We start from the raw sequence: 17,104 nt of genomic DNA, 5'->3' as shown, positions 1-17,104 counted from the left end.
TCACCGGCCCGCTTCCGCGGGGGCGGGGCCGGTGCGGGGCGCGGGAAGGCTCCGCGCCGGACGCCTGAGCTGCCAGACCCTGGCCGGGGGGAGGTTGGTCCGGACCGTCCGGCAGCCGGTGGCGTACCGGCGCTGGTAGCCGGCCATGACCTCCTCCACCGCCCGGTGGCGGCGCGCCTCGGCGCGGGTGGCGAACAGGGCGCGCGCGTGCCGGGTGCCGAGGTAGGCGAAGTAGGTCAGGGTGCCGCCGGGGTGGAGCAGTTCCAGGTACCGGTCCATGACCGTTTCGGCCTGGCGGGGAGTGAAGTTGGTCAGCGGCAGGCCGGAGACGATCACGTCGTAGCGTCGGCCGGTGTCCAGGTCCTCCACGAGGCTCTGGTGGACGCGGACCTGTTCGGGGCTGCCGGCCAGGCGCGGATGGGTGCGTACGAGGTGGCGCAGCCGGGCGGCGAAGCGCGGGTTGGCGTCGACGACGTCGAGGCGGCTGCCCGGCGCCAGCCGGGGGATCAGGGCGCGGGTGACGGCTCCGGTGCCCGCGCCCGCCTCCAGTACGGCGAGGGGGCGGGGCGCCCGGGCGCGTACCGGGTCGGTGAGCGCGCGGGCCAGGGCCTTGCCGCTGGGCGCGACGGCGCCCGTGGTGCGCGGGTCGCGGGCGGCTTCGAGGAGGAACGTCCAGCCCTCGGCGTGGCGCCGCGCGAGGACACGTTCGTACGGGGTGGTGGTCTGGTCATCCATGGATCCGACGCTAGAAATCCGCGAGCGTCGGCACTTCGGCCGATGTGCGGCCGTCTCCCCCTACGAAAGTAGGGTGCGTAACGCGGGCCTCAGCCGTAACGCGGGGCTCATAACGCGGGTCTCAGCCGTAACGCGGTCCTCAGCGCCGCGCGTGACGGATCGTCAGCCGTCCGAACCCCATGGCCCCGGAGATCCGGATCGTCGGCCCGCCGGGGCGGGCGTTCCGCCGGGGCTTGTAGTGGGAGTCCTTCCATCCGGTACGCAGCCCCTCGACGTCCACGACGGCGTCGCGCGGCACCGTGATCACGGCCTTGCCGGTGCCGAGCTGCAGCTCGATGTCGAGCACCGGATGCTCGAAGACCGCCCGGGACAGGTCCAGCCGGACCTTCGCGAACGCGGACTCGACCTTGAGGGTCCGCGGCACCCGCCATGCGCCGCGCCGCCGGATCCGCCCGGCTCCGGCGGCGATCGTGGACGTGGCGCCCGCGTCCTCCTCCGGGATCGCGTCCAGGGCCGACACGAACTCGCCGTGCGTCGTGGCAGTGAGCACCTGGTGAAGACGGGCTTCCAGGTCCTCGTGCGCGATCTGCCCCGCGGCGTACGCCTCTTGGAGGCGCCGTACGGCTGTGTCGCGGTCGTCTTCGCCGATCAGCGGCGGCCGGTCGTTCGGCAGGGCGGTCACCTTGTCACTCTATCGCCGTCGCGCCCGCGCACGGGAGCGCGAGGGAAGGCGGCCGGGCCGCCGTACTACCGCAGTTGGGGCAGATAGGCGCCGGAAGTCTGGCCGGTGGCCCGGCGGAACGCGGCGATGAACGCGCTGGGTTTGCGGTAGCCGACCGCTCGGGCGGTGGCGTTGACCGGGACGCCGTCGGCCGCCATCGGGACGACGGCGCGGACGCGGACCTGGGTGCGCCAGGCGGATCGACACCGCCGTGCTCACCGCCGTGCTCACCGTCGTCCTCGCCCACCGACTCCGCCGCCACCCCACGCCCGCCGGGCAGGCCGGCGGATTCGGGACGACGTTCCTATGGGTGCCGGCGATCACGATCGCCGCCGCCGTCCCGACCGTCGTGCTCGCCCGCGCCGAACGCCGCGCCCTCCGCAGCGCCGACGCGGCCGAGCCCCGCCCCGCCGCGGGCGAACCGGTGGAGAACTCGCGCTAGGACGAAGGCGCTGTCCGGTGCGGCGGCTCGTCCTGGGGGCGTACGACGATGGCGATCTTGCCGCGCGGGCGTCGGCGCCCCCCGGCGGTGGCGCCGCCCTCCAGCAGGGCGTGCGCCTGCGCGACGTCGGCCAGCGGCAGCACGGCGCCGATCACCGGCCGGAGTCTCCCCTCGTCGACCAGGCGGCCGAGGGCGTCGAGCTTCGCCCGGCCGGGGCTGACGAAGAGGAAGTGGTAAGTCGCGTTCACGCCCCACGCGGCGAGCAGGTTCTGCGGTTCGGGGATGTCCACGATGGACACGACGCGACCCCGGTCGGCGAGGACCTCCGGGCTGCGGGTGAGGGTGTCCCCGCCCACCGTGTCCAGCACGACGTCCACCCCGCCCAGCTCACGGACCTGCGGCACATAGTCGCCGGCCGAGAAGTCGATCGCGGTGTCGGCCCCCAGCCCGGTGACGAACTCGTGGTCCCTCGCCCGCGCGGTGGTGACCACCTCGGCCCCCAGCGCCTTGGCGACCTGGACGGCGGCCGAGCCGACCCCGCCCGCCCCGCCGTGCACCAGGACCCGTTCCCCGGCCCGTACCCCGGCGCGTTCAACCAGGGCCTCCCACACCGTCACGCCCACGAGCGCGAGACCGGCGGCCTCGACGTGCGACAGCCGTGCGGGCTTACGGGCGACCAGGGCCTGGTCGACCACGTGGAACTCGGCGTAGGTCCCCTGCCCGGCGAACACCGGCGCCAGGTACCAGACCTCGTCGCCCGGCTGGAAGTCATCGGCCCCGGGGCCGGTCCCGACCACCACGCCGGACACGTCGTTGCCGATCACCGCGGGCAGCGCCACCTGGTCGCGGTAGTCGCCGCGCCGGGTCTGCAGGTCGAGGGGGTTCACGGAGGTGGCCAGCACGCGCACCAGCACCTGGCCGGGTCCGGGAGTGGGCCTGGGCAGTTCCCGGGCGGCGAACGCGGTGTCGGCGTCGCCGAAGCGGACGAGTTCCATCACGCGCATCGCAGTAGGCACCGAAGCAGACATCGGAGCAGGCGCCGAAGCAGGCGCCGAAGCAGACATCGACGGGGGTATCGACGGGGGTATCGAGGTAGGCATGCGGCAACCTTAGATCGTCATATCGCGAATCATCAATACGTCCTGCCGATATACGTGTACGTTACGATCACCCCGTGTTCTCGGAGGCGGAGTTGCTGACAGTGTTCCGGGCCCTGTCGAACCCGGCCCGCCGCCAGATGCTGGTGTGGCTCAAGGACCCGATGAGCTTCCCCGGCCAGGAGCCCGAGGACGTCGAGATCGGCGTCTGCGTGACCGACATCCAGCAGCGCGCGGGCCTGGGCCAGTCGACCACCTCGCAGTACCTCGCGATACTGCGGCAAGCGGGACTGGTGGTCGCCACCCGGCGGGGCAAGTGGACCTACTACCGCCGCGACGAGGCGAACATCGCCCGGCTGCTGGAGACCCTGCGGGACGTGTTCTAGACCCAATACCGTGCAGTCAGGCGTCGGCCGCGTATGTCAGGTCGCCTGAACAGGGACGGAGCCTCCACTGGGCAGGACGCCGTCAGCGGTGACGACAAGCAGGTCCGTCGCGCCGGTCGACAGCACTTGGGTGAAATCGGCTCGCTCGTCGGCCATCCACCGTTCGGTGGTCAATTCGGTGGTCAATTCGGCGGTCAAGCGGAGCACGGCCACGCCGACATCGGTGGCCGGCCGCGCCGCCTGCCGGCCGCAGCCGCGGTGCAGCAGGGCGGCGGCGAGGGCGTCGGACAGGGACGCCGGCTTGATCAGTTCGCGTTCTCGCGACGGCGGATTGGCCGCAATGACCGCAGACCGCTCCCGCAGGAACTCGCGGGGACGGAACACCTCTGGCGCGGTTGCGAGTGAGGGCGGCAGCGTCGGCAGCGCACCAGTGTCCGCGGGAAGGGCGTCGATCGCAGAGACGAGATGCTTCTTGAGGCCCTCACTGCCGCCGAACAGCACCTCACGCTTGTCGGCGAACCATCGGCAGAACGACCGCCCGGCGAGGTTGGCGCGCTGCGCGACCTGCGCGACCTGCGCGATTGTCGTGCGGTCGTAGCCCTGCTATTTCGACACCAACACCACTCAGCGCAACGACGTGCTCGGCGAATACGCGAACCTGGCGTCCGAGGGCCGGTTCTCTGCGCCAGTGGCCCGCACCTTCCCGCTGGAGGACTGGCGGACCGCCGCCGAGCTGAGCCGCCTCGCGTGGCTACCGGGCATCGATCGCCTCGAAATCGATCATCTGGAGCTACGCAGGGTCTTCCGCGGCGCGGCGGAGGCGTTCGAGCCAGGTGTCGAGGGACTGGCCGAGCAGCTTCCGCATGTTCTCCGTGTCGGCATCGACCGGGTCGCCCGACCAGGACTCCTCGTTGCGCACCTGGGTTCCGTCGCCGTCGGCCTCGAAACGCCACTCGTGGATGGCGGCGATGCCGTGGGCGGTGCCGCCCCACAGGATGCGCCCGGGGGCCTCGACGGCGTAGATGGTGGAACCGATGGACAGGCCGGCGCTGGTCCAGTGGAAGGTGCTGCCGGGCATCACGGGACCGTCGATCCGGGCGGTTTCGATGTCGGTCTGCCAGCGAGGCCAGGCGTCAACGTCGGTGTGCAGCTGCCATACCCGCTCGATGGAGGCGGCGATTCGAATGCTGTGCCGGGAGATCACCGGGGCGGTCTCGTCGATACCGCTGGGGGTGGGCTCGGAACGGGTCATGACTCTTCCTTAGTGTTGGATACCGGAACCTTAGGGATAAGGTAGCTCGTTAGTTAGAGTGTATAACTCTCCCGAACGGGAGTGTCAAACAATCCCTTGCCCCGCCCGTCACCCGCCGCCTGACCGACCCCACGTCGAAGCCGCCGTCGCTGCCTACCAGCGCCCCTCAAACCTTCACGATCACTGCATGGATGATCGATTCCGAGGTCAGCGGCCGTAGGCGGTCGGTGAGCGGATGGTCGAGCCGGCGGTCTTGTGGCTATGCCGGATCGCGGTCGTCAGGGCGAAGGCGATCGGCAGGCCGTGAGGGTGCACACCAGGTGCAGACGCAGCCACCACGAGAACCGTGAGTGGTCGGGTCGGCGCAATAGCCTGGAGTCGGCCAGGCGCACCGCCGAAGCGGTCACGTTACGGGCGTCCTGCCCGTCGTTGCCGACGAGATGTCCGGGTGCCGGATGCCGTCATGGAGGGTGCACGGGCGCTACGTTCGCCACTGGCCGATGCACCGTTCGGCGGCGCGGCCGTCGTGATCGAGCTGACCGTGCGCCGGTTCACGTGCCTCAACTCGGCCTGTCCGGCAGTGACGTTCACCGAGCAGATCCCGGACTGACGACCAGCCCGCACGCCCGGCGCACGCCGCTGCTGCGCACCGCGCTCCCCCCTCGCGCCTTTACTGGCCGCGCGCCCCGGGGCCAGGCCGGCCGCCGCGTTGAAGATTTAGTGGGTGTTCTACGAGTCTTTGCGCGGGTTCACTTTGCGAGCCGGGGCATGGTGAACAGGCCGGGTTCGGATTCGGTGAGGATGCCGCGGCTGACGAGGCGTTTGAGTTTGGCCCGGGCGCCTTCGACGTGGCGGTTCTCGGTGCCGGGTCCCAGGGCTTCGCAGACGTCCTCGGCCCGCAGGCCGTGCTCGCCCTCCTCGAACAGGGCCAGTATCTGGCGGTAGGCGGACGGCAGCGGCCGGGGCCGCCGGGATCGCTGCCACCGTCCGCGGCGATCTCCAGGACGGTCTCCCGGGTGATCTCCAGCCGCTCCAGCCCGTTCTCCACGGCCGTGAGCGGATCGCCGAGCTCGGCGATCCGCTCACGCAGGCGGGCTGCTTCCTCGCGGCCGGCGGCCTGCCGTGTCTCGATCCGGGCCAGGAGCTCACGCATGCGCCGCCCCGCGGGCCGGGGACCCGGTGCCGATCGCCGACGGGTCCTCGCGCCGCCCCGGCCCTCGCGGACCTGCCAGCGCAGCAGGCCATGGATCACCTGGTCGGTGCCGGGACGAGCTCGATGTCGATGCCCAGGGCCGCGCCGTGGTCGACGACCGCGTTCTTGAACCTGGCGTCCACCCAGCCCTTGGTCACCGACGGATTGTCCGCGGCGACCCGGTCCAGCAGCGCGATGCCGACGGCGTTGTCGTGCACGCTCGCGGCGACCACGATCACCGCGATGAGCAGGCCGAGGCCGTCGGCGGCGATGCCCCGCTTGCGGCCCCGACTCTTCCTGCCCCGGATCCAGCCCCGTAGTCTCCTCCGGCGCGTTGACCGGGACGTGCACGGTCTGGGCGTCCATCACTATCGCCGACGGGTCCTCGCGCCGCCCCGGCCCTCGCGGACCTGCCAGCGCAGCAGGTCATGAATCACCTGGTCGGTACCGTCGTCGCGCCACTTGCCGAAGTAGCAGTACACCGCGGTGCAGGGCGGGAAGTCATGCGGCAGGTAGCGCCACTGGCAGCCCACCCGGGCCTCGTACAGGATCGCGTCGACGATCTCCCGCATCTCGTACCGGCCGCCATGGCCGCTGACCGAGCGGTGCTGTGCCTAAGCTGCCTGAGTCGCTTGAGCTGCTTGAGCTGCCTAGGCGACCGTGACGCTCTTGTCGTCCGGGGGCCAGCCGACGGCCGTGATCGCCGTCAGCAGCACGACCGCGTCCTCCAGCGCCACCAGCCCGTGCCGCTCCTGCCGGATGCCGTGCAGCGCCCCGGCCGCCAGCTCCTGATCCCCGGACCCGGCCGTCAGCCGCACCCGCCCGCGCAGTACCTGAAGGCTCGCGGAGGGGGGCGCGCTGTGCTCGTCCAGGGCGGCGCCGGAGACCAGCGCGATGACGCTCTGCCGCAACGGGCCGTCGTGCAGGACCAGATGGGCGCTGCGCCCGTGCTCGGCGGCCCGCGCCACGGCCAGGTGCTCGTCGGCCAGTGAATTCAGGTCCTCCATCGGAGTCTCCCCTTGCCCATCGCCGAGTACCGCTGTCGCTACCGCTCCCCACCCACCGTAACGCCCGCACTCCCGCCACGACCGCCTCATTGACCCGAACGACGCCCCGGACCGCGCGGGGCTCGGGGCGTGTGCGGCTCGGGACGTGTGCGGCTCGGGACGTGTGCGGCTGCGGCTGCGGCTGCGGCTGCGGACCGCGTACACCGGCACGTATACCGGAACGCATACCGAGGAGTCGCACGCGAGCCGGGCTACCGCGGCGACGCGCTGGAAGACGGTGCGGGTGAGGCGGAGCCGATCGGGGCCGGGAGGTCGGGGAGCTGCCAGCCGCCGCCGCGGTCCTCCTTCGCGAAGCGCGCGGCGAGATCGGGGATGTGCAGGAAGCAGGCCAGTGCGGTGGTGTTCTGGAAGGCGCTGATCGCCCCCTGGGTCACCGGCATGGCCAGCCGCAGGAGACGCGGGTTCACCGCGCCCTGGATCTCGTCGACGAAGGGCCGCAGCACGCTGTCGTAGTTCGCCAGCGCGGTCGGCAGGTCGTCCGGATGCCGGTTGATCTCGCCGGCCAGGACGTACGCGCCGACCAGGCCGCCGGAGATGCCCATGCCGCTGTACGGGGAGGCGCAGTGGGCGGCGTCGCCGGCCAGGACGACGCGCCCCTTGGACCAGGTGCGGGTCCGGACCTGGACGACCTCCTGGGAGTAGAAGAAGGGGCTCGTCCGCATGCCGTCGATGAAGCGCTCGACCTGCCAGCCCGCGTCGCTGAACCTCCTCGCCCAGAACTCCCGCTGACGCTCGACGGGTTCCCGGTGTATCGCCGACGCCTCCTCGGACTCCTCCCGCATCACGAAGTACACCTGGGTCTCGGTCGGGTTGTGGCTGCGGCGCATGATCTGACGGCCGCCCGGAACCATGTAGGTGTCCCGGATGTTGCCGTCGGACGCCGTGCGCGGGATGAACCAGTAGGCCATGTGGATGCCGAGCCTCCGGTACGGGTCGAACCCCTCGGGGAGGATCGACCGCCGGATGCGCGAGCCCTGCCCGTCCGCGCCGACCAGCAGGTCGTACTCGCCGGAGGACCCGTCGGAGAAGTGCGCGGTGACCTTCTGCTCGTCCTGCGTGAAGCCGTCCACGCTCACGTCGAAGACGTACTCGGCGTCGTCCTTGGACGCCTCGTGCAGGATGCGCACCAGGTCGCCGCGCATGATCTCGTACTCGGAGGTGAGGGTCTGCCGGCCCTTGCCCGAGGTGTTGGCCATGATCTTCGCCTTGGCCCTGCCGCGCGAGTCGACGAAGGCGACGCCCGGCTCGTCCACCAGCTTGTCGCGTACGGCGTCGAGCAGACCCATCCGCTCGACGGCCTCGATGCCCTGCCCTCGGAGATCGACCTGCGCCCCGGTGGCCCGCAGCGCCGGGAAGCGTTCGACGACGGTCACCTCGTGGCCGCCCCGCGTGAGCCAGAAGGCCAGCGCCTGGCCCGCTATCCCGCCGCCTGCGACGAGTACCCGCAGGGGGCGTGCTCCCGATCCGTTTGTCATGCCCATCACCTCAGAAAATCTATCAGTGAATGATTCCTCTTCAGCGTCACCTATCAGTGATAGGTTTGTCAACGTGACCAAGGTGAACCGCGAAATCGTCGTCTCCGAAGCCCTCGACCTGCTCGACGAGGTCGGGCTGGACACGGTCAGTACGCGCCGCCTGGCGAAGCGGCTGGGCGTCGAACAGCCCTCGCTCTACTGGTACTTCCGCACCAAGAAGGACCTCCTCGCCGCCATGGCGGAGGCGGCGATGGCACCACACTCCACCGCCCCGCTGCCGACGCCCGACGACGACTGGCGCGAGTGGTTCCTGGAGAACATGCGCAGCTTCCGGCGCACCCTGCTGATGCGTCGGGACGGCGCGCGCCTCCACGCGGGCAGCACCCCCTCCAGCGACCTCGACCGGCTCCGCCGCAAGATGGACTTCCTGGTCACCGCCGGGGTACCCGAGCGGGACGCGCAGATGGCGATGCTGGCCGCCGGCCGCTACACGGTCGGCAGCGTCCTGGAGGAACAGGCGGACGCCGGCCCCGGCGACGGCTCGGATCTGCCGGCGGACATCCCTGTGATCGACTACGAGTCGGCGTTCGAGGCCGGGCTGACCCTCATCCTGGACGGCCTGGCGCACCGCGCCGACGGCCTTCCGCCGTCCTGACGTCGCACGTCGGAGGGGTGGTACGGGCCGACCGCCGGAGGCCGCCGGCCGGGCGGCTCCGCATTACGTGGCGACGGGGGATGCGCGTACGGGCGCCCGGCGGCAGGCTTCAGTTCGCCGACGTCACCTCTCCGGCATCACCGCGGAGCATCGGGTGCGAGTTGCGCGCCGTCGCGACCGCCGTCGCCGCACTGTGCGCAGGGCAGTGCCAGTCAGGGCAGCGCGTAGCCGACCAGCGGTCCGATGCCGGCGGCGAGGGCGGCGACGGCGAGCGCGCGAGTACGCGAGTACGCGAGTACGGGGCAGCCGCGGCAGCGCCCGCACAGCCGTCGCCGGTCTCTCACAGACGCCGGGCGATGGCCCAGGTCCGGGCGGGCGGTTTTGCGCGTTGAAAAGGTCGGTGTGGGGGCACCGCGTGACTTCGGTGGCCCCGGCGGTAACGGTGTCCTCGCCGCCGACGATCAGCAGGTCCGCCGCGCGTTCGACAGCCCCTCGGCCGCGATGACCTTCTGGTAGAACGGCGTGCTGTCGTAGAAGCCGAGGGCGGCTGCGGCGTCGTCGGTGACCTCCGATCTGCGGTGCCGGGGCCGCCCGGCTGCGGCGGCGGCTTCGGTAATGACCGGCACGATCCGTTCGGAGAGGGTACGAGGCCCGGCGGGGAACGGAACCGTTCCCTCGGCCAGCTCGCCCGCAGCCGCGAGCAGCCCCCTGGCCCCCTGGCCCCCTGGCCCCCTGGCCCCCTACACCAGACCGTCGCTCAGAACACGGTCGAGCGCTGCCCGGCCCGCGGGTCCCCACGCCGGTTTGCCGCCGGGCAGGCCCCGGTCACCGTTCTGGCCCATGAGCATGAGGAACAGGCTCTTCAGGGCGGCCAGCCCGCGGGCGCGCCGGATCGTCCCCGCGTCTGCCTGCCCGTACGCGCTGAAGAAGGGTGAGGCGGCGCCGGCGGGGAGGATGACCCACGCGGCCGCGAGGTCCCACGCAGGATCGCCCGCGAGCACGTCACCGAAGTCGATCACGCCCGAGAGCGTCCCGTCCGTGACGACGACGTTCGCGGGATGAAGGTCGCCGTGCACCCAGAGCGGCGGGCCCTCCCACTCGGGCGCCGCGACGGCGTCGTCCCAGACGGCCCGGACACCGTCGGCGAGCTCGTCGGGAACGACGGCGTGGAAGAAGTGGTCGAATCCGTCCGTGTACTTCTTGAGGTGGCCGCCACGGTCCTCACTGACCGGCGCGTCCTCGGGCGCCTCCACGTGGAGCGCTTCGAGGAAAGCCGCCAGAGTGCCGGCCGCGTGGCCGCCGCGGCTGATGGAAGTGCGGTCCAACGGCTCGCCGGGGATCCACGTCATGATCGTCCAGGGCTTCGGGAAGCGCGCGGACGGTTCACCGATCCGTACGGGCTCGGGCACCGGAAGCGGCAGGCGCGGGGCCAGTACGGGCAGCCACCGGCACTCCTTGCGCAGGAGGTCCGGGGCGCCCGCTGTACGCGGCATGCGCACAGCCAACTCATCCCCCAGGCGCCACATCTGGTTCCCCCACCCGCCGGCCACTTCGCGGATGGCCAGTCCTGCGAGGTCCGGATGCTGCTCCCGCAGCAGGTCATGTACCAGGTCCGCGGTGATCTCGATCTCGGAGTCGGTCATGCGAAGCCACCCTAGCCGGGGCAGGATCGGGGCAGGGTTCCGGCTTCGCTCATTCATCGAGGTCGTCGTAGGAGGTCGCCGTACCGTGACGCGCGGGAACGGCCCGCGAGAGCTGGGCAGTTGAGTCCTCCCTCAAGGGGACGGGCTGCCTTCATGCCGCAGCCAGGCGGGTGTCGATGGTGTCACCGAGGCCGCTCGCCGGGTCGCCGTCGGGCAACCGACGTCAGGGACGTCAGGGACGTCAGGGACGTCAGGGACGTCAAGGACGTCAGGGACGTCAAGGACCGTCAACGTCCAGGCGAGCGCCGGCGTCACGTTCCCCGGTATCGGCACCCTGGCGGCGGGTGGGCCCGCGGCCGGGGCCGCCGTCCCCGCACACGCCGCGCCCACGCTGTAGACCACATTGCTCATGCCGCATGCCGCATGCCGCATGCCGCATCAGGCAACGCCCGCCTCGCCTGTGAATACGGAGGAGTAAATCGGTGGGGTGATGCAGGGGAATCTGCCACGATCGCCGGATGGGTGCATTGGATGCGGTGGCAGGCAGGGTTGCCGGCGGGGCCACACTGGCGTTCCGGCCCAGCGGCTCCTCGATGGTCCCGCTGATACGCAGCCAGCAGCAAGTGGTCGTCGCTCCGGTCGACCCGTCGAAATTGGAGGTCGGGGACATCGTCCTCGCCCGTGTCGCCGGGACGGTCTACTTGCACTTGGTGTCGTCCGCGGACCCCGCCAGGAAGCGGGTGCAGATCAGCAACAATCGTGGCCGCGTCAATGGCTGGACCAGCCACGATCGCGTCTATGGCATCTGCGTGACAGTCGACGGCGTCACCCGGTCAAGGGTCGAAGGCAAGACGCACGCGGCCGACTCCGACGACTCCTCCCGAACCTGACGCTCCAGCAGTACCGGACCGCCAAGCCATGCGGGCGGCAGAACGAGAGCGCGTTCGCGAGATCGATGGCATCGATGACGACGAGGGCCTGCGCCTTCTGCTCCACGAGGAAGACATCCCCTTTCAACTTTCAACGCCGGAAGACCTGGCGGCCCCCCATGATCCGGACCACGCGACCAAGAAGGCCCACATCGAGCATCTCTACGCGATCGCCGACGGCGAGGTCATAGCCGAAGACGCCGAACTCGAAGCCGTCTTCTGCATGCTGATACCGCACCCCGGACGGCAGTGGGCCGAGCGCGGTGGCGGCCACAAGGATTCCGACCGTGAGCCCAGCCGCGTGGCTTCGTTCGCGTTCAGCAGCAGCGTTTGTCTACCGGTCCGGGAGGCGACGGAGGGTCGGAGCCTCAGCAGATGTCCACGAGAAATGACGTCGCTCTTGGCCGAGGAGCCTCAACCGTGCCTGGTTGAGTGACGGGCAACCGATAATGCGTTGTCGGTCTCAGCTGGGCTGCGAGAGCATCCGATGCATGGAAGAGCCTGCCGAAAGCCTCATTTCTGACCAGGTTGAGCTGCGCCGGTGGCGCATGAGCGATCTCGACGCCTTGGAACGGACGATCGACGAGTCCCTGGACCATCTGGTGCCGTGGATGCCCTGGGCAGCCGACTCGGACAGACAGCAAACCTCTGATTTCCTCGCCCGCAACCAGGAAGAGTGGGAAACCAGGCAAGCCTTCGGCTATGCGATCACATCGGATGCTGCGGTGATCGGCAGCTGCAGCCTCATGCGCCGCATCGGAGCCGGCGGCCTCGAAATCGGCTACTGGCTCCACCCTCATTGGACCGGACGGGGGCTGGTCACGATGGCAGCGACGGCTCTTGTCCGCCAGGGCTTCCAGCTCGCGGGCATCGAGCGACTCGAGATCCATCACGATGCCGCCAACCTCGCCAGCGGAGCCGTCGCCCGCCGCTTGGGATTCACTGAGGTTGAGCGCATACGAGCAGCTGAAGGGCCCGTCGCTCCTGGCGAAGTGGGGATCGATGTCATCTGGCGTATGACGGCAGACCATTGGAAGGCAAAGACAGCCGAGCACGCTCAACAAGCGAGCTGAGCAGAGGTAATACGGGCAATTCTGTTGGCGGACACCGCCCGTGAGAGCGAGGCCCGTGAACAACTGACGTCACTACTCGTGAATAAAGCCCCGCCGTCGTGGACAAGGCAAACATTGCCTGATGCGACACCAACTGAGCTTTTGGCTAGGTTCGATGGGCCAGCCGGCTCGGGGCCGAAGGGACCGGCGGGCCAGCCGGTCCAGGGTGCGGCAGCAGAGGACTGTTGCGTTGCAACCTCTCCCGTCTCGTCCCCTCTCACCCCGTGACGGCGGTGTCACGCTCTTTGCCCCTCGCCGAGCCGGCCCCGCGCGGTACATCCCAGACATGCCCCCGCGCGACGGTCCCCAGCGCCCTCTCCGACGCACGCTGGGGGGGTGATCGAACCCGTGCTCACCGCCTGGCGGGCCGAGCGCCGCTGCGCCGCCCTGGGCTTCGACCGCCCGCCCGAGCACGACCTGCGCCGCACCATGGACGCGATCCTCTACGCCCCTCTACGCCGACCGCACCGGCATCCCCCGACGCTGCCTGCCGCACGGCTTCCCACCCCGCCAGACGGTCTACGGCTACGTCGCGCGGCGGGACCAGGACGGTGTCCTCGCCCAGCTCACCGGGCCGCTGCGGCGCCTGAACCGCGAGCGCGAAGGACACTGGGCCGAGCCGTCCGCGTGCGTGCCGGACTCCACACCATCAAGACCTCCGCCCACGTGCACTTGACGGACCAGAGCACCCATGCCGGGAAACGCATCATCGGACGCAAGCGCCACCTCGGCTGCGCCCCCGGCCTGCCGCTGACCGTCCCGGTCACCGCTGGCAGCCAGTTGCGCATGGCGACGTTCGCCGCGTTCGCGTTGGCGACCTGCGGTACGGCCATGGGACCGCATCCGCTGCCGCTCCTCGCGAGGGTCGTCCCGTTCCCGCGGTCGATCATGCCGGGGAGCACCTGACGCACGGCCGCGAGGGCGCCGAGGAAGTACCTCTCCAGTTCGGGCAATACGGCCTCGACGCGGGGGTGCGCCGCCGGGTCTGTCAGTGGGGGGCTGCTGAGAACTCCAGGACGTCGACGGATCCGAAGTGGCTGTCCGCGGCAGCGAGCGCCTCGGCGAGCTTCGGGCGATCGGTGAGGTCGGCCGGGAACGCCGCGGCTCGGATCTCCTTGTCGGGCAACATACTTGCCATGCCCGCGAGCTGCGCTCTGGTTCGACGAGAGTCGCGCTCGTGGTGGGCCTGGTCGTGCGGCCGAGGCGCCCGCACACCGATGTCGCGGCGGGGGGCCTCGGGTCAGGCCGTCCCGGATCAGACTTCGGCACAGGCCCTGGGCGCTACACCTTGGGGGCGTTGGTCAGTACGAACGGGCCGTTGCCCCGGTCGCCGATCGGAGTCAGCACCCGGCCGTGCTCCCGGGCCACGGTGCGTGGGAGCCGCGACTCCACGGCCCAGCCGTGCTCGCGCAGCCACGCGCCGGGGCCCTGCCGGGTTTCCGAGTCAAGCAGCGAGCGCGATCGAGCCCCAGCGACTCGGATCGGGCCCGTGCCTGCGGGTCCTCCATGCGCTTGAGGAAGCACGGATCGTCCTCGATGACCCAGCGTGAGCCGGGCGCCGAATTCTCGTCCACGGCCTGGAGGGGGTCCTGCTGGGCGTCAGGGCCGAGGTAGTAGAGCAGCCCCTCGGCAACCCAGACAGCGGGGCGGTCGCGGGCGAACCCGGCCACGCGCAGCAGCGGCGTCCACGGGTCACGCAGGTCGGCGGAGAGCGGAAAGCGGAAACACGGCGGTGCGCGCAGTTCGGCTGGTCGGCGCCTTCAGGCCAGCCGTTCGATTCACGCAGCGCTGAACTCACCCCTGCCGGTGGATCCGGGGGGGGAGTCAGCGCACCAGGAAGGGGGGTTATCGCAGTACCTGTATCGCCAGGATCTCCCAGACGTCCAAAGCGCCTGTCAACCTGGTGGAGTCGAAAGCGCCGACAACACTCCATGGACCCGCGCTGCAGCTTTACCCCCATCAGTTCAATTCAGCTGCCCCGAATGCGCACCCGTGCCGGCACACTCTTCCACGAAGGAATAAGGGACCAAGACCAATGGCGGACAACCAATTCACCACTCACACAGAACTCTTCGATCTGAGGGGGAAGTACGCCCTTGTAACCGGCGGCACCAGGGGCATTGGGCTGATGATAGCGCGCGGCCTTCTCCAGGCAGGCGCCCGCGTCGTCATCAGCTCACGCAAGGCGGACGCGTGCGCGGAGGCACAGCGTCTGCTGTCCGAATTCGGCGACGTTCAAGCAATTCCCGCCGACCTGTCCAGGCACGACGAGTGTCAGCGCCTCGCTGATCTCGTCAAGGCCGACTCGGAACGCCTGGACATTCTTGTCAACAACGCGGGAGCGATGTGGCGCGAGCCGCTGGCGACGTTCCCGGACGAGGGCTGGGACACCGTGATCGACCTCAACCTCAAGTCGCCGTTCTGGCTGGTGCAGGCGCTGGTCCCCGCGCTTCGCAGGGCGGGCACCGCCGATGATCCCGCGCGGATCATCAACATCGGCAGTATCGCCGCCATCCACGTCGCCCAGGCGCCCAACTACTCGTACGCCAGCAGCAAAGCGGCGCTCCATCAACTGACCAGAGTGCTCGCCCGAGAGCTGGGCCCACAGCACGTCACGGTGAACGCGGTAGCACCGGGAGTGTTCCCGTCGCAGATGATGACGTCCACGCTCGACGCCATCGGCGACACGATCGCGGCGGCGACCCCCCTGCGCCGGCACGGCCGCTACGACGACATGGCCGGAATCGCCGTGTTTCTCGCCAGCCGTGCCGGGTCCTTCCTCACCGGCACCGTCATCCCGGTAGACGGCGGCATCGCGACGACCGCATCGGGTACCCCTTGAGGCCATGTCCTACGTGGTGAGGCGGACGTAGAACCCGTTATGGGACGGGGCGTTCCGCAGCGGAAGGAGACCGAACGGCCGTGAAACTCGTAGAGGTGGGATCGGAGGACCCGGCGAAACTCCGCCCCGTACTGGGCGCCGAGCGCACCCGGACGCTGAAGGAAGCCCTGCGCGACGCCGGCACGGCCCTCGCCGGACGCACCGTGTGGCAGGTCAACACCACCGCGGCCGGCGGCGGCGTCGCCGAGCTGTCGCACGCTCTGCTGCCGTACGTACGCGGCGCCGGAATCGACGTCCGGTGGCTGGTCCTGACCGCCGACAGCCAGTTCGTCGACACGGCCAAACGGCTGTGCCTGCTGCTGTACGGCCTCGACGTCGCCGAGCCGGACGACGCCGCCCACGCCCACTACACCGAGGTCTGCGAGACAGCCGCGGCACGGCTCGCCGCCGCGCTGCGTCCCGGGGACGTGGTCATTCTGCACGACCCCCAGACGGCGGGCCTGGCCCCCGTTCTGCACCGGGCCGGGGCCCACGTGGTGTGGCGCTGCCACATCGGAGCCGATGCCCCCACCACGGGCAGCACCCGCGTCCGGGAACGGCTGCACCCCAGTCTGACCGCCGCTGACCTGCTGGTCTTCTCCACCCGCCGGCACATCCCCGCCCCCTGGCGGAACATGCCCGAGCGCACCCGCGTCATCCCTCCCTCGCTCGATCCCCTCTCCGTCAAGAACCGTGACATGGACGCGGATACAGCGGCGCGGATCCTCGGCGGGTCCGGGCTGCTCGCCTCCGCCGCCGGCGCGAGCCCGCTGCGGATCAGCCGGATCACCGACGGTCCGCCGATCCCCGCGCAGGCCCCGTTGGTCGCCCAGGTCTCCCGCTGGGATCCGCTCAAGGACATGCGCGGCGTCATGGACGCCTTTCGCGCCGCGCTCGGCGACCCCGGCGCCGACGGCGCCCATCTGCTCCTGGCCGGCCCCGATGTCACCGCCGTCGCCGACGACCCGGGCGGCGCGGCGGTGCTCCGCGACTGCCATGAGGGGTGGTCCCGTCTCTCCGCCCGCGACCGGGAGCGGGTCCATCTGGTCACCATTCCCATGGACGACCCCGTCGCCAACGCCACCGTGGTGGCGGCGATCCAGCGGCACGCGGCAGTGGTCGTGCAGAAAAGCCTGGCCGAGGGGTTCGGCCTCACCGTGACGGAAGCCATGTGGAAGGCGCGCCCGGTGGTCGCCACGGCCGTGGGCGGCATCGTCGACCAGATCAGCGACGAGCACGAGGGCATCCTCGTCCCCGACCCGCACGACCATGCCGCCGTCGCCCGCCACCTCGTCCGCCTGCTCACCGCCCCCGCTCTGGCCGCCCGGCTCGGCACGGCCGCCAGGGAGCGGGTGCACCGGGACTTTCTGCCGGACCGCCACCTCGGCCAGTGGGCGGCCGCCCTCCACCACCTCGTCGCCTCCTGAACCCCTGCCCGCCCTCGCCGCCGGACCGCACCCAGTCCTTCAGGACGCCGTGCGTCGAGGCGCGGTCCAAACCGCGCGGGCGGTCCGCCA

The 17,104-nt window shown here is 70.6% G+C and carries 22 protein-coding genes and 3 pseudogenes; 10 read left to right on the top strand and 15 right to left on the bottom strand.

Annotated features, from left to right (window positions below; genetic code table 11):
• The 3 genes from AB0I49_RS18355 to AB0I49_RS18345 all read right to left on the bottom strand — a co-directional run bounded on the left by AB0I49_RS18355 (position 1) and on the right by AB0I49_RS18345 (position 1,614).
• A complete protein-coding gene (locus AB0I49_RS18355; protein WP_363227985.1) occupies positions 1 to 735 on the bottom strand; it encodes a methyltransferase in 735 nt (244 codons plus the stop codon).
• A gap of 139 nt (positions 736 to 874) precedes the next feature.
• On the bottom strand, positions 875 to 1,417 hold the full coding sequence (locus tag AB0I49_RS18350; RefSeq protein ID WP_363227984.1) for a DUF1707 domain-containing protein: 543 nt from the start codon (positions 1,415 to 1,417) through the stop codon (positions 875 to 877).
• A gap of 65 nt (positions 1,418 to 1,482) precedes the next feature.
• Positions 1,483 to 1,614 (bottom strand): hypothetical protein, encoded by a 132-nt coding sequence (locus AB0I49_RS18345; RefSeq protein WP_363227983.1) that lies wholly within the window; start codon positions 1,612 to 1,614, stop codon positions 1,483 to 1,485.
• Between the two features lie 53 nt (positions 1,615 to 1,667).
• Here AB0I49_RS18345 and AB0I49_RS18340 point away from each other — a divergent pair, with 53 nt between their 5' ends.
• Positions 1,668 to 1,898 carry a hypothetical protein gene (locus tag AB0I49_RS18340; RefSeq protein ID WP_363227982.1) on the top strand — a complete coding sequence of 77 codons (231 nt, stop codon included), beginning with the start codon at positions 1,668 to 1,670 and terminating at the stop codon, positions 1,896 to 1,898.
• On the opposite strand, the gene AB0I49_RS18335 is transcribed toward AB0I49_RS18340, so the two are convergent.
• Positions 1,895 to 2,902 carry a zinc-binding dehydrogenase gene (locus AB0I49_RS18335; RefSeq protein WP_363227981.1) on the bottom strand — a complete coding sequence of 336 codons (1,008 nt, stop codon included), beginning with the start codon at positions 2,900 to 2,902 and terminating at the stop codon, positions 1,895 to 1,897. The two genes, AB0I49_RS18340 and AB0I49_RS18335, sit on opposite strands and share 4 nt — an antisense overlap.
• A gap of 170 nt (positions 2,903 to 3,072) precedes the next feature.
• Between AB0I49_RS18335 and AB0I49_RS18330 the strand changes: the two genes are divergently transcribed.
• Positions 3,073 to 3,381 (top strand): metalloregulator ArsR/SmtB family transcription factor, encoded by a 309-nt coding sequence (locus AB0I49_RS18330; RefSeq protein ID WP_363227980.1) that lies wholly within the window; start codon positions 3,073 to 3,075, stop codon positions 3,379 to 3,381.
• 36 nt (positions 3,382 to 3,417) lie between these two features.
• On the opposite strand, the gene AB0I49_RS18325 is transcribed toward AB0I49_RS18330, so the two are convergent.
• Positions 3,418 to 3,882 carry a TetR family transcriptional regulator gene (locus AB0I49_RS18325; RefSeq protein ID WP_363227979.1) on the bottom strand — a complete coding sequence of 155 codons (465 nt, stop codon included), beginning with the start codon at positions 3,880 to 3,882 and terminating at the stop codon, positions 3,418 to 3,420.
• A 289-nt stretch (positions 3,883 to 4,171) separates the two neighbouring features.
• Positions 4,172 to 4,633: an SRPBCC family protein gene (locus tag AB0I49_RS18320; RefSeq protein ID WP_363227978.1), complete on the bottom strand. Its 462-nt coding sequence runs from the start codon at positions 4,631 to 4,633 to the stop codon at positions 4,172 to 4,174.
• 448 nt (positions 4,634 to 5,081) lie between these two features.
• Between AB0I49_RS18320 and AB0I49_RS18315 the strand changes: the two genes are divergently transcribed.
• Positions 5,082 to 5,243 carry a hypothetical protein gene (locus AB0I49_RS18315; protein ID WP_363227977.1) on the top strand — a complete coding sequence of 54 codons (162 nt, stop codon included), beginning with the start codon at positions 5,082 to 5,084 and terminating at the stop codon, positions 5,241 to 5,243.
• A 638-nt stretch (positions 5,244 to 5,881) separates the two neighbouring features.
• Here the strand turns inward: AB0I49_RS18315 and AB0I49_RS18310 are convergent.
• From AB0I49_RS18310 to AB0I49_RS18295, 4 genes and pseudogenes are all read right to left on the bottom strand, one after another.
• A complete protein-coding gene (locus tag AB0I49_RS18310; protein WP_363228126.1) occupies positions 5,882 to 6,133 on the bottom strand; it encodes a transposase in 252 nt (83 codons plus the stop codon).
• Positions 6,134 to 6,193: 60 nt separating this feature from the next.
• A pseudogene (locus AB0I49_RS18305) lies at positions 6,194 to 6,412 on the bottom strand (transposase); the annotation flags it as partial.
• A gap of 63 nt (positions 6,413 to 6,475) precedes the next feature.
• Complete coding sequence (locus AB0I49_RS18300) at positions 6,476 to 6,832, bottom strand: cupin (protein ID WP_363227976.1); 357 nt, start codon at positions 6,830 to 6,832, stop codon at positions 6,476 to 6,478.
• A gap of 251 nt (positions 6,833 to 7,083) precedes the next feature.
• Entirely contained in the window at positions 7,084 to 8,367 is a 1,284-nt protein-coding gene (locus AB0I49_RS18295; protein WP_363227975.1) for an FAD-dependent monooxygenase, read from the bottom strand.
• Positions 8,368 to 8,440: 73 nt separating this feature from the next.
• Between AB0I49_RS18295 and AB0I49_RS18290 the strand changes: the two genes are divergently transcribed.
• On the top strand, positions 8,441 to 9,022 hold the full coding sequence (locus tag AB0I49_RS18290; protein WP_363227974.1) for a TetR/AcrR family transcriptional regulator C-terminal domain-containing protein: 582 nt from the start codon (positions 8,441 to 8,443) through the stop codon (positions 9,020 to 9,022).
• Between the two features lie 212 nt (positions 9,023 to 9,234).
• Here AB0I49_RS18290 and AB0I49_RS18285 read toward each other — a convergent pair whose 3' ends face one another.
• From AB0I49_RS18285 to AB0I49_RS18275, 3 genes are all read right to left on the bottom strand, one after another.
• On the bottom strand, positions 9,235 to 9,366 hold the full coding sequence (locus AB0I49_RS18285) for a hypothetical protein (protein ID WP_363227973.1): 132 nt from the start codon (positions 9,364 to 9,366) through the stop codon (positions 9,235 to 9,237).
• Between the two features lie 117 nt (positions 9,367 to 9,483).
• On the bottom strand, positions 9,484 to 9,648 hold the full coding sequence (locus AB0I49_RS18280; RefSeq protein WP_363227972.1) for a hypothetical protein: 165 nt from the start codon (positions 9,646 to 9,648) through the stop codon (positions 9,484 to 9,486).
• A gap of 114 nt (positions 9,649 to 9,762) precedes the next feature.
• Positions 9,763 to 10,665, bottom strand: a complete 903-nt coding sequence (locus AB0I49_RS18275) for an aminoglycoside phosphotransferase family protein (RefSeq protein WP_363227971.1) — start codon at positions 10,663 to 10,665, stop codon at positions 9,763 to 9,765.
• A gap of 518 nt (positions 10,666 to 11,183) precedes the next feature.
• On the opposite strand from AB0I49_RS18275, the gene AB0I49_RS18270 reads away from it, so the two are divergent.
• The 4 genes and pseudogenes from AB0I49_RS18270 to AB0I49_RS18255 all read left to right on the top strand — a co-directional run.
• Complete coding sequence (locus tag AB0I49_RS18270) at positions 11,184 to 11,555, top strand: S26 family signal peptidase (RefSeq protein ID WP_363227970.1); 372 nt, start codon at positions 11,184 to 11,186, stop codon at positions 11,553 to 11,555.
• A gap of 28 nt (positions 11,556 to 11,583) precedes the next feature.
• Positions 11,584 to 11,886 (top strand): annotated as a pseudogene (locus AB0I49_RS18265) (hypothetical protein); the annotation flags it as partial.
• A gap of 199 nt (positions 11,887 to 12,085) precedes the next feature.
• Complete coding sequence (locus AB0I49_RS18260; protein WP_363227969.1) at positions 12,086 to 12,667, top strand: GNAT family N-acetyltransferase; 582 nt, start codon at positions 12,086 to 12,088, stop codon at positions 12,665 to 12,667.
• 284 nt (positions 12,668 to 12,951) lie between these two features.
• A pseudogene (locus AB0I49_RS18255) lies at positions 12,952 to 13,477 on the top strand (transposase); the annotation flags it as partial.
• Positions 13,478 to 13,694: 217 nt separating this feature from the next.
• On the opposite strand, the gene AB0I49_RS18250 reads toward AB0I49_RS18255, so the two are convergent.
• Positions 13,695 to 13,844 carry a hypothetical protein gene (locus tag AB0I49_RS18250; protein ID WP_363227968.1) on the bottom strand — a complete coding sequence of 50 codons (150 nt, stop codon included), beginning with the start codon at positions 13,842 to 13,844 and terminating at the stop codon, positions 13,695 to 13,697.
• A 202-nt stretch (positions 13,845 to 14,046) separates the two neighbouring features.
• Positions 14,047 to 14,448 carry a class I SAM-dependent methyltransferase gene (locus tag AB0I49_RS18245; RefSeq protein ID WP_363228125.1) on the bottom strand — a complete coding sequence of 134 codons (402 nt, stop codon included), beginning with the start codon at positions 14,446 to 14,448 and terminating at the stop codon, positions 14,047 to 14,049.
• A 293-nt stretch (positions 14,449 to 14,741) separates the two neighbouring features.
• On the opposite strand from AB0I49_RS18245, the gene AB0I49_RS18240 reads away from it, so the two are divergent.
• Entirely contained in the window at positions 14,742 to 15,548 is an 807-nt protein-coding gene (locus AB0I49_RS18240; RefSeq protein WP_363227967.1) for an SDR family oxidoreductase, read from the top strand.
• 80 nt (positions 15,549 to 15,628) lie between these two features.
• Positions 15,629 to 17,014, top strand: coding sequence for a glycosyltransferase (locus tag AB0I49_RS18235; protein WP_363227966.1), 1,386 nt, complete (start codon positions 15,629 to 15,631; stop codon positions 17,012 to 17,014).
• Positions 17,015 to 17,104 lie beyond the last annotated feature (90 nt).

This window comes from Streptomyces sp. NPDC050617, assembly GCF_040654795.1.
Taxonomy (GTDB): domain Bacteria; phylum Actinomycetota; class Actinomycetes; order Streptomycetales; family Streptomycetaceae; genus Streptomyces.
The sequence above is the reverse complement of the archived record's forward strand: the minus strand, read 5'-3'. Positions and strand labels throughout refer to the sequence as shown.

What these genes read in the sequence shown, in the direction of transcription:
- AB0I49_RS18355 (WP_363227985.1), bottom strand. Translation starts at nt 735, where the DNA reads ATGGATGACCAGACCACCACCCCGTACGAACGTGTCCTCGCGCGGCGC.
- AB0I49_RS18345 (WP_363227983.1), bottom strand. Translation starts at nt 1,614, where the DNA reads ATGGCGGCCGACGGCGTCCCGGTCAACGCCACCGCCCGAGCGGTCGGC.
- AB0I49_RS18335 (WP_363227981.1), bottom strand. Translation starts at nt 2,902, where the DNA reads ATGCGCGTGATGGAACTCGTCCGCTTCGGCGACGCCGACACCGCGTTC.
- AB0I49_RS18320 (WP_363227978.1), bottom strand. Translation starts at nt 4,633, where the DNA reads ATGACCCGTTCCGAGCCCACCCCCAGCGGTATCGACGAGACCGCCCCG.
- AB0I49_RS18300 (WP_363227976.1), bottom strand. Translation starts at nt 6,832, where the DNA reads ATGGAGGACCTGAATTCACTGGCCGACGAGCACCTGGCCGTGGCGCGG.
- AB0I49_RS18295 (WP_363227975.1), bottom strand. Translation starts at nt 8,367, where the DNA reads ATGACAAACGGATCGGGAGCACGCCCCCTGCGGGTACTCGTCGCAGGC.
- AB0I49_RS18275 (WP_363227971.1), bottom strand. Translation starts at nt 10,665, where the DNA reads ATGACCGACTCCGAGATCGAGATCACCGCGGACCTGGTACATGACCTG.
- AB0I49_RS18270 (WP_363227970.1), top strand. Translation starts at nt 11,184, where the DNA reads ATGGGTGCATTGGATGCGGTGGCAGGCAGGGTTGCCGGCGGGGCCACA.
- AB0I49_RS18260 (WP_363227969.1), top strand. Translation starts at nt 12,086, where the DNA reads ATGGAAGAGCCTGCCGAAAGCCTCATTTCTGACCAGGTTGAGCTGCGC.
- AB0I49_RS18250 (WP_363227968.1), bottom strand. Translation starts at nt 13,844, where the DNA reads ATGGCAAGTATGTTGCCCGACAAGGAGATCCGAGCCGCGGCGTTCCCG.
- AB0I49_RS18240 (WP_363227967.1), top strand. Translation starts at nt 14,742, where the DNA reads ATGGCGGACAACCAATTCACCACTCACACAGAACTCTTCGATCTGAGG.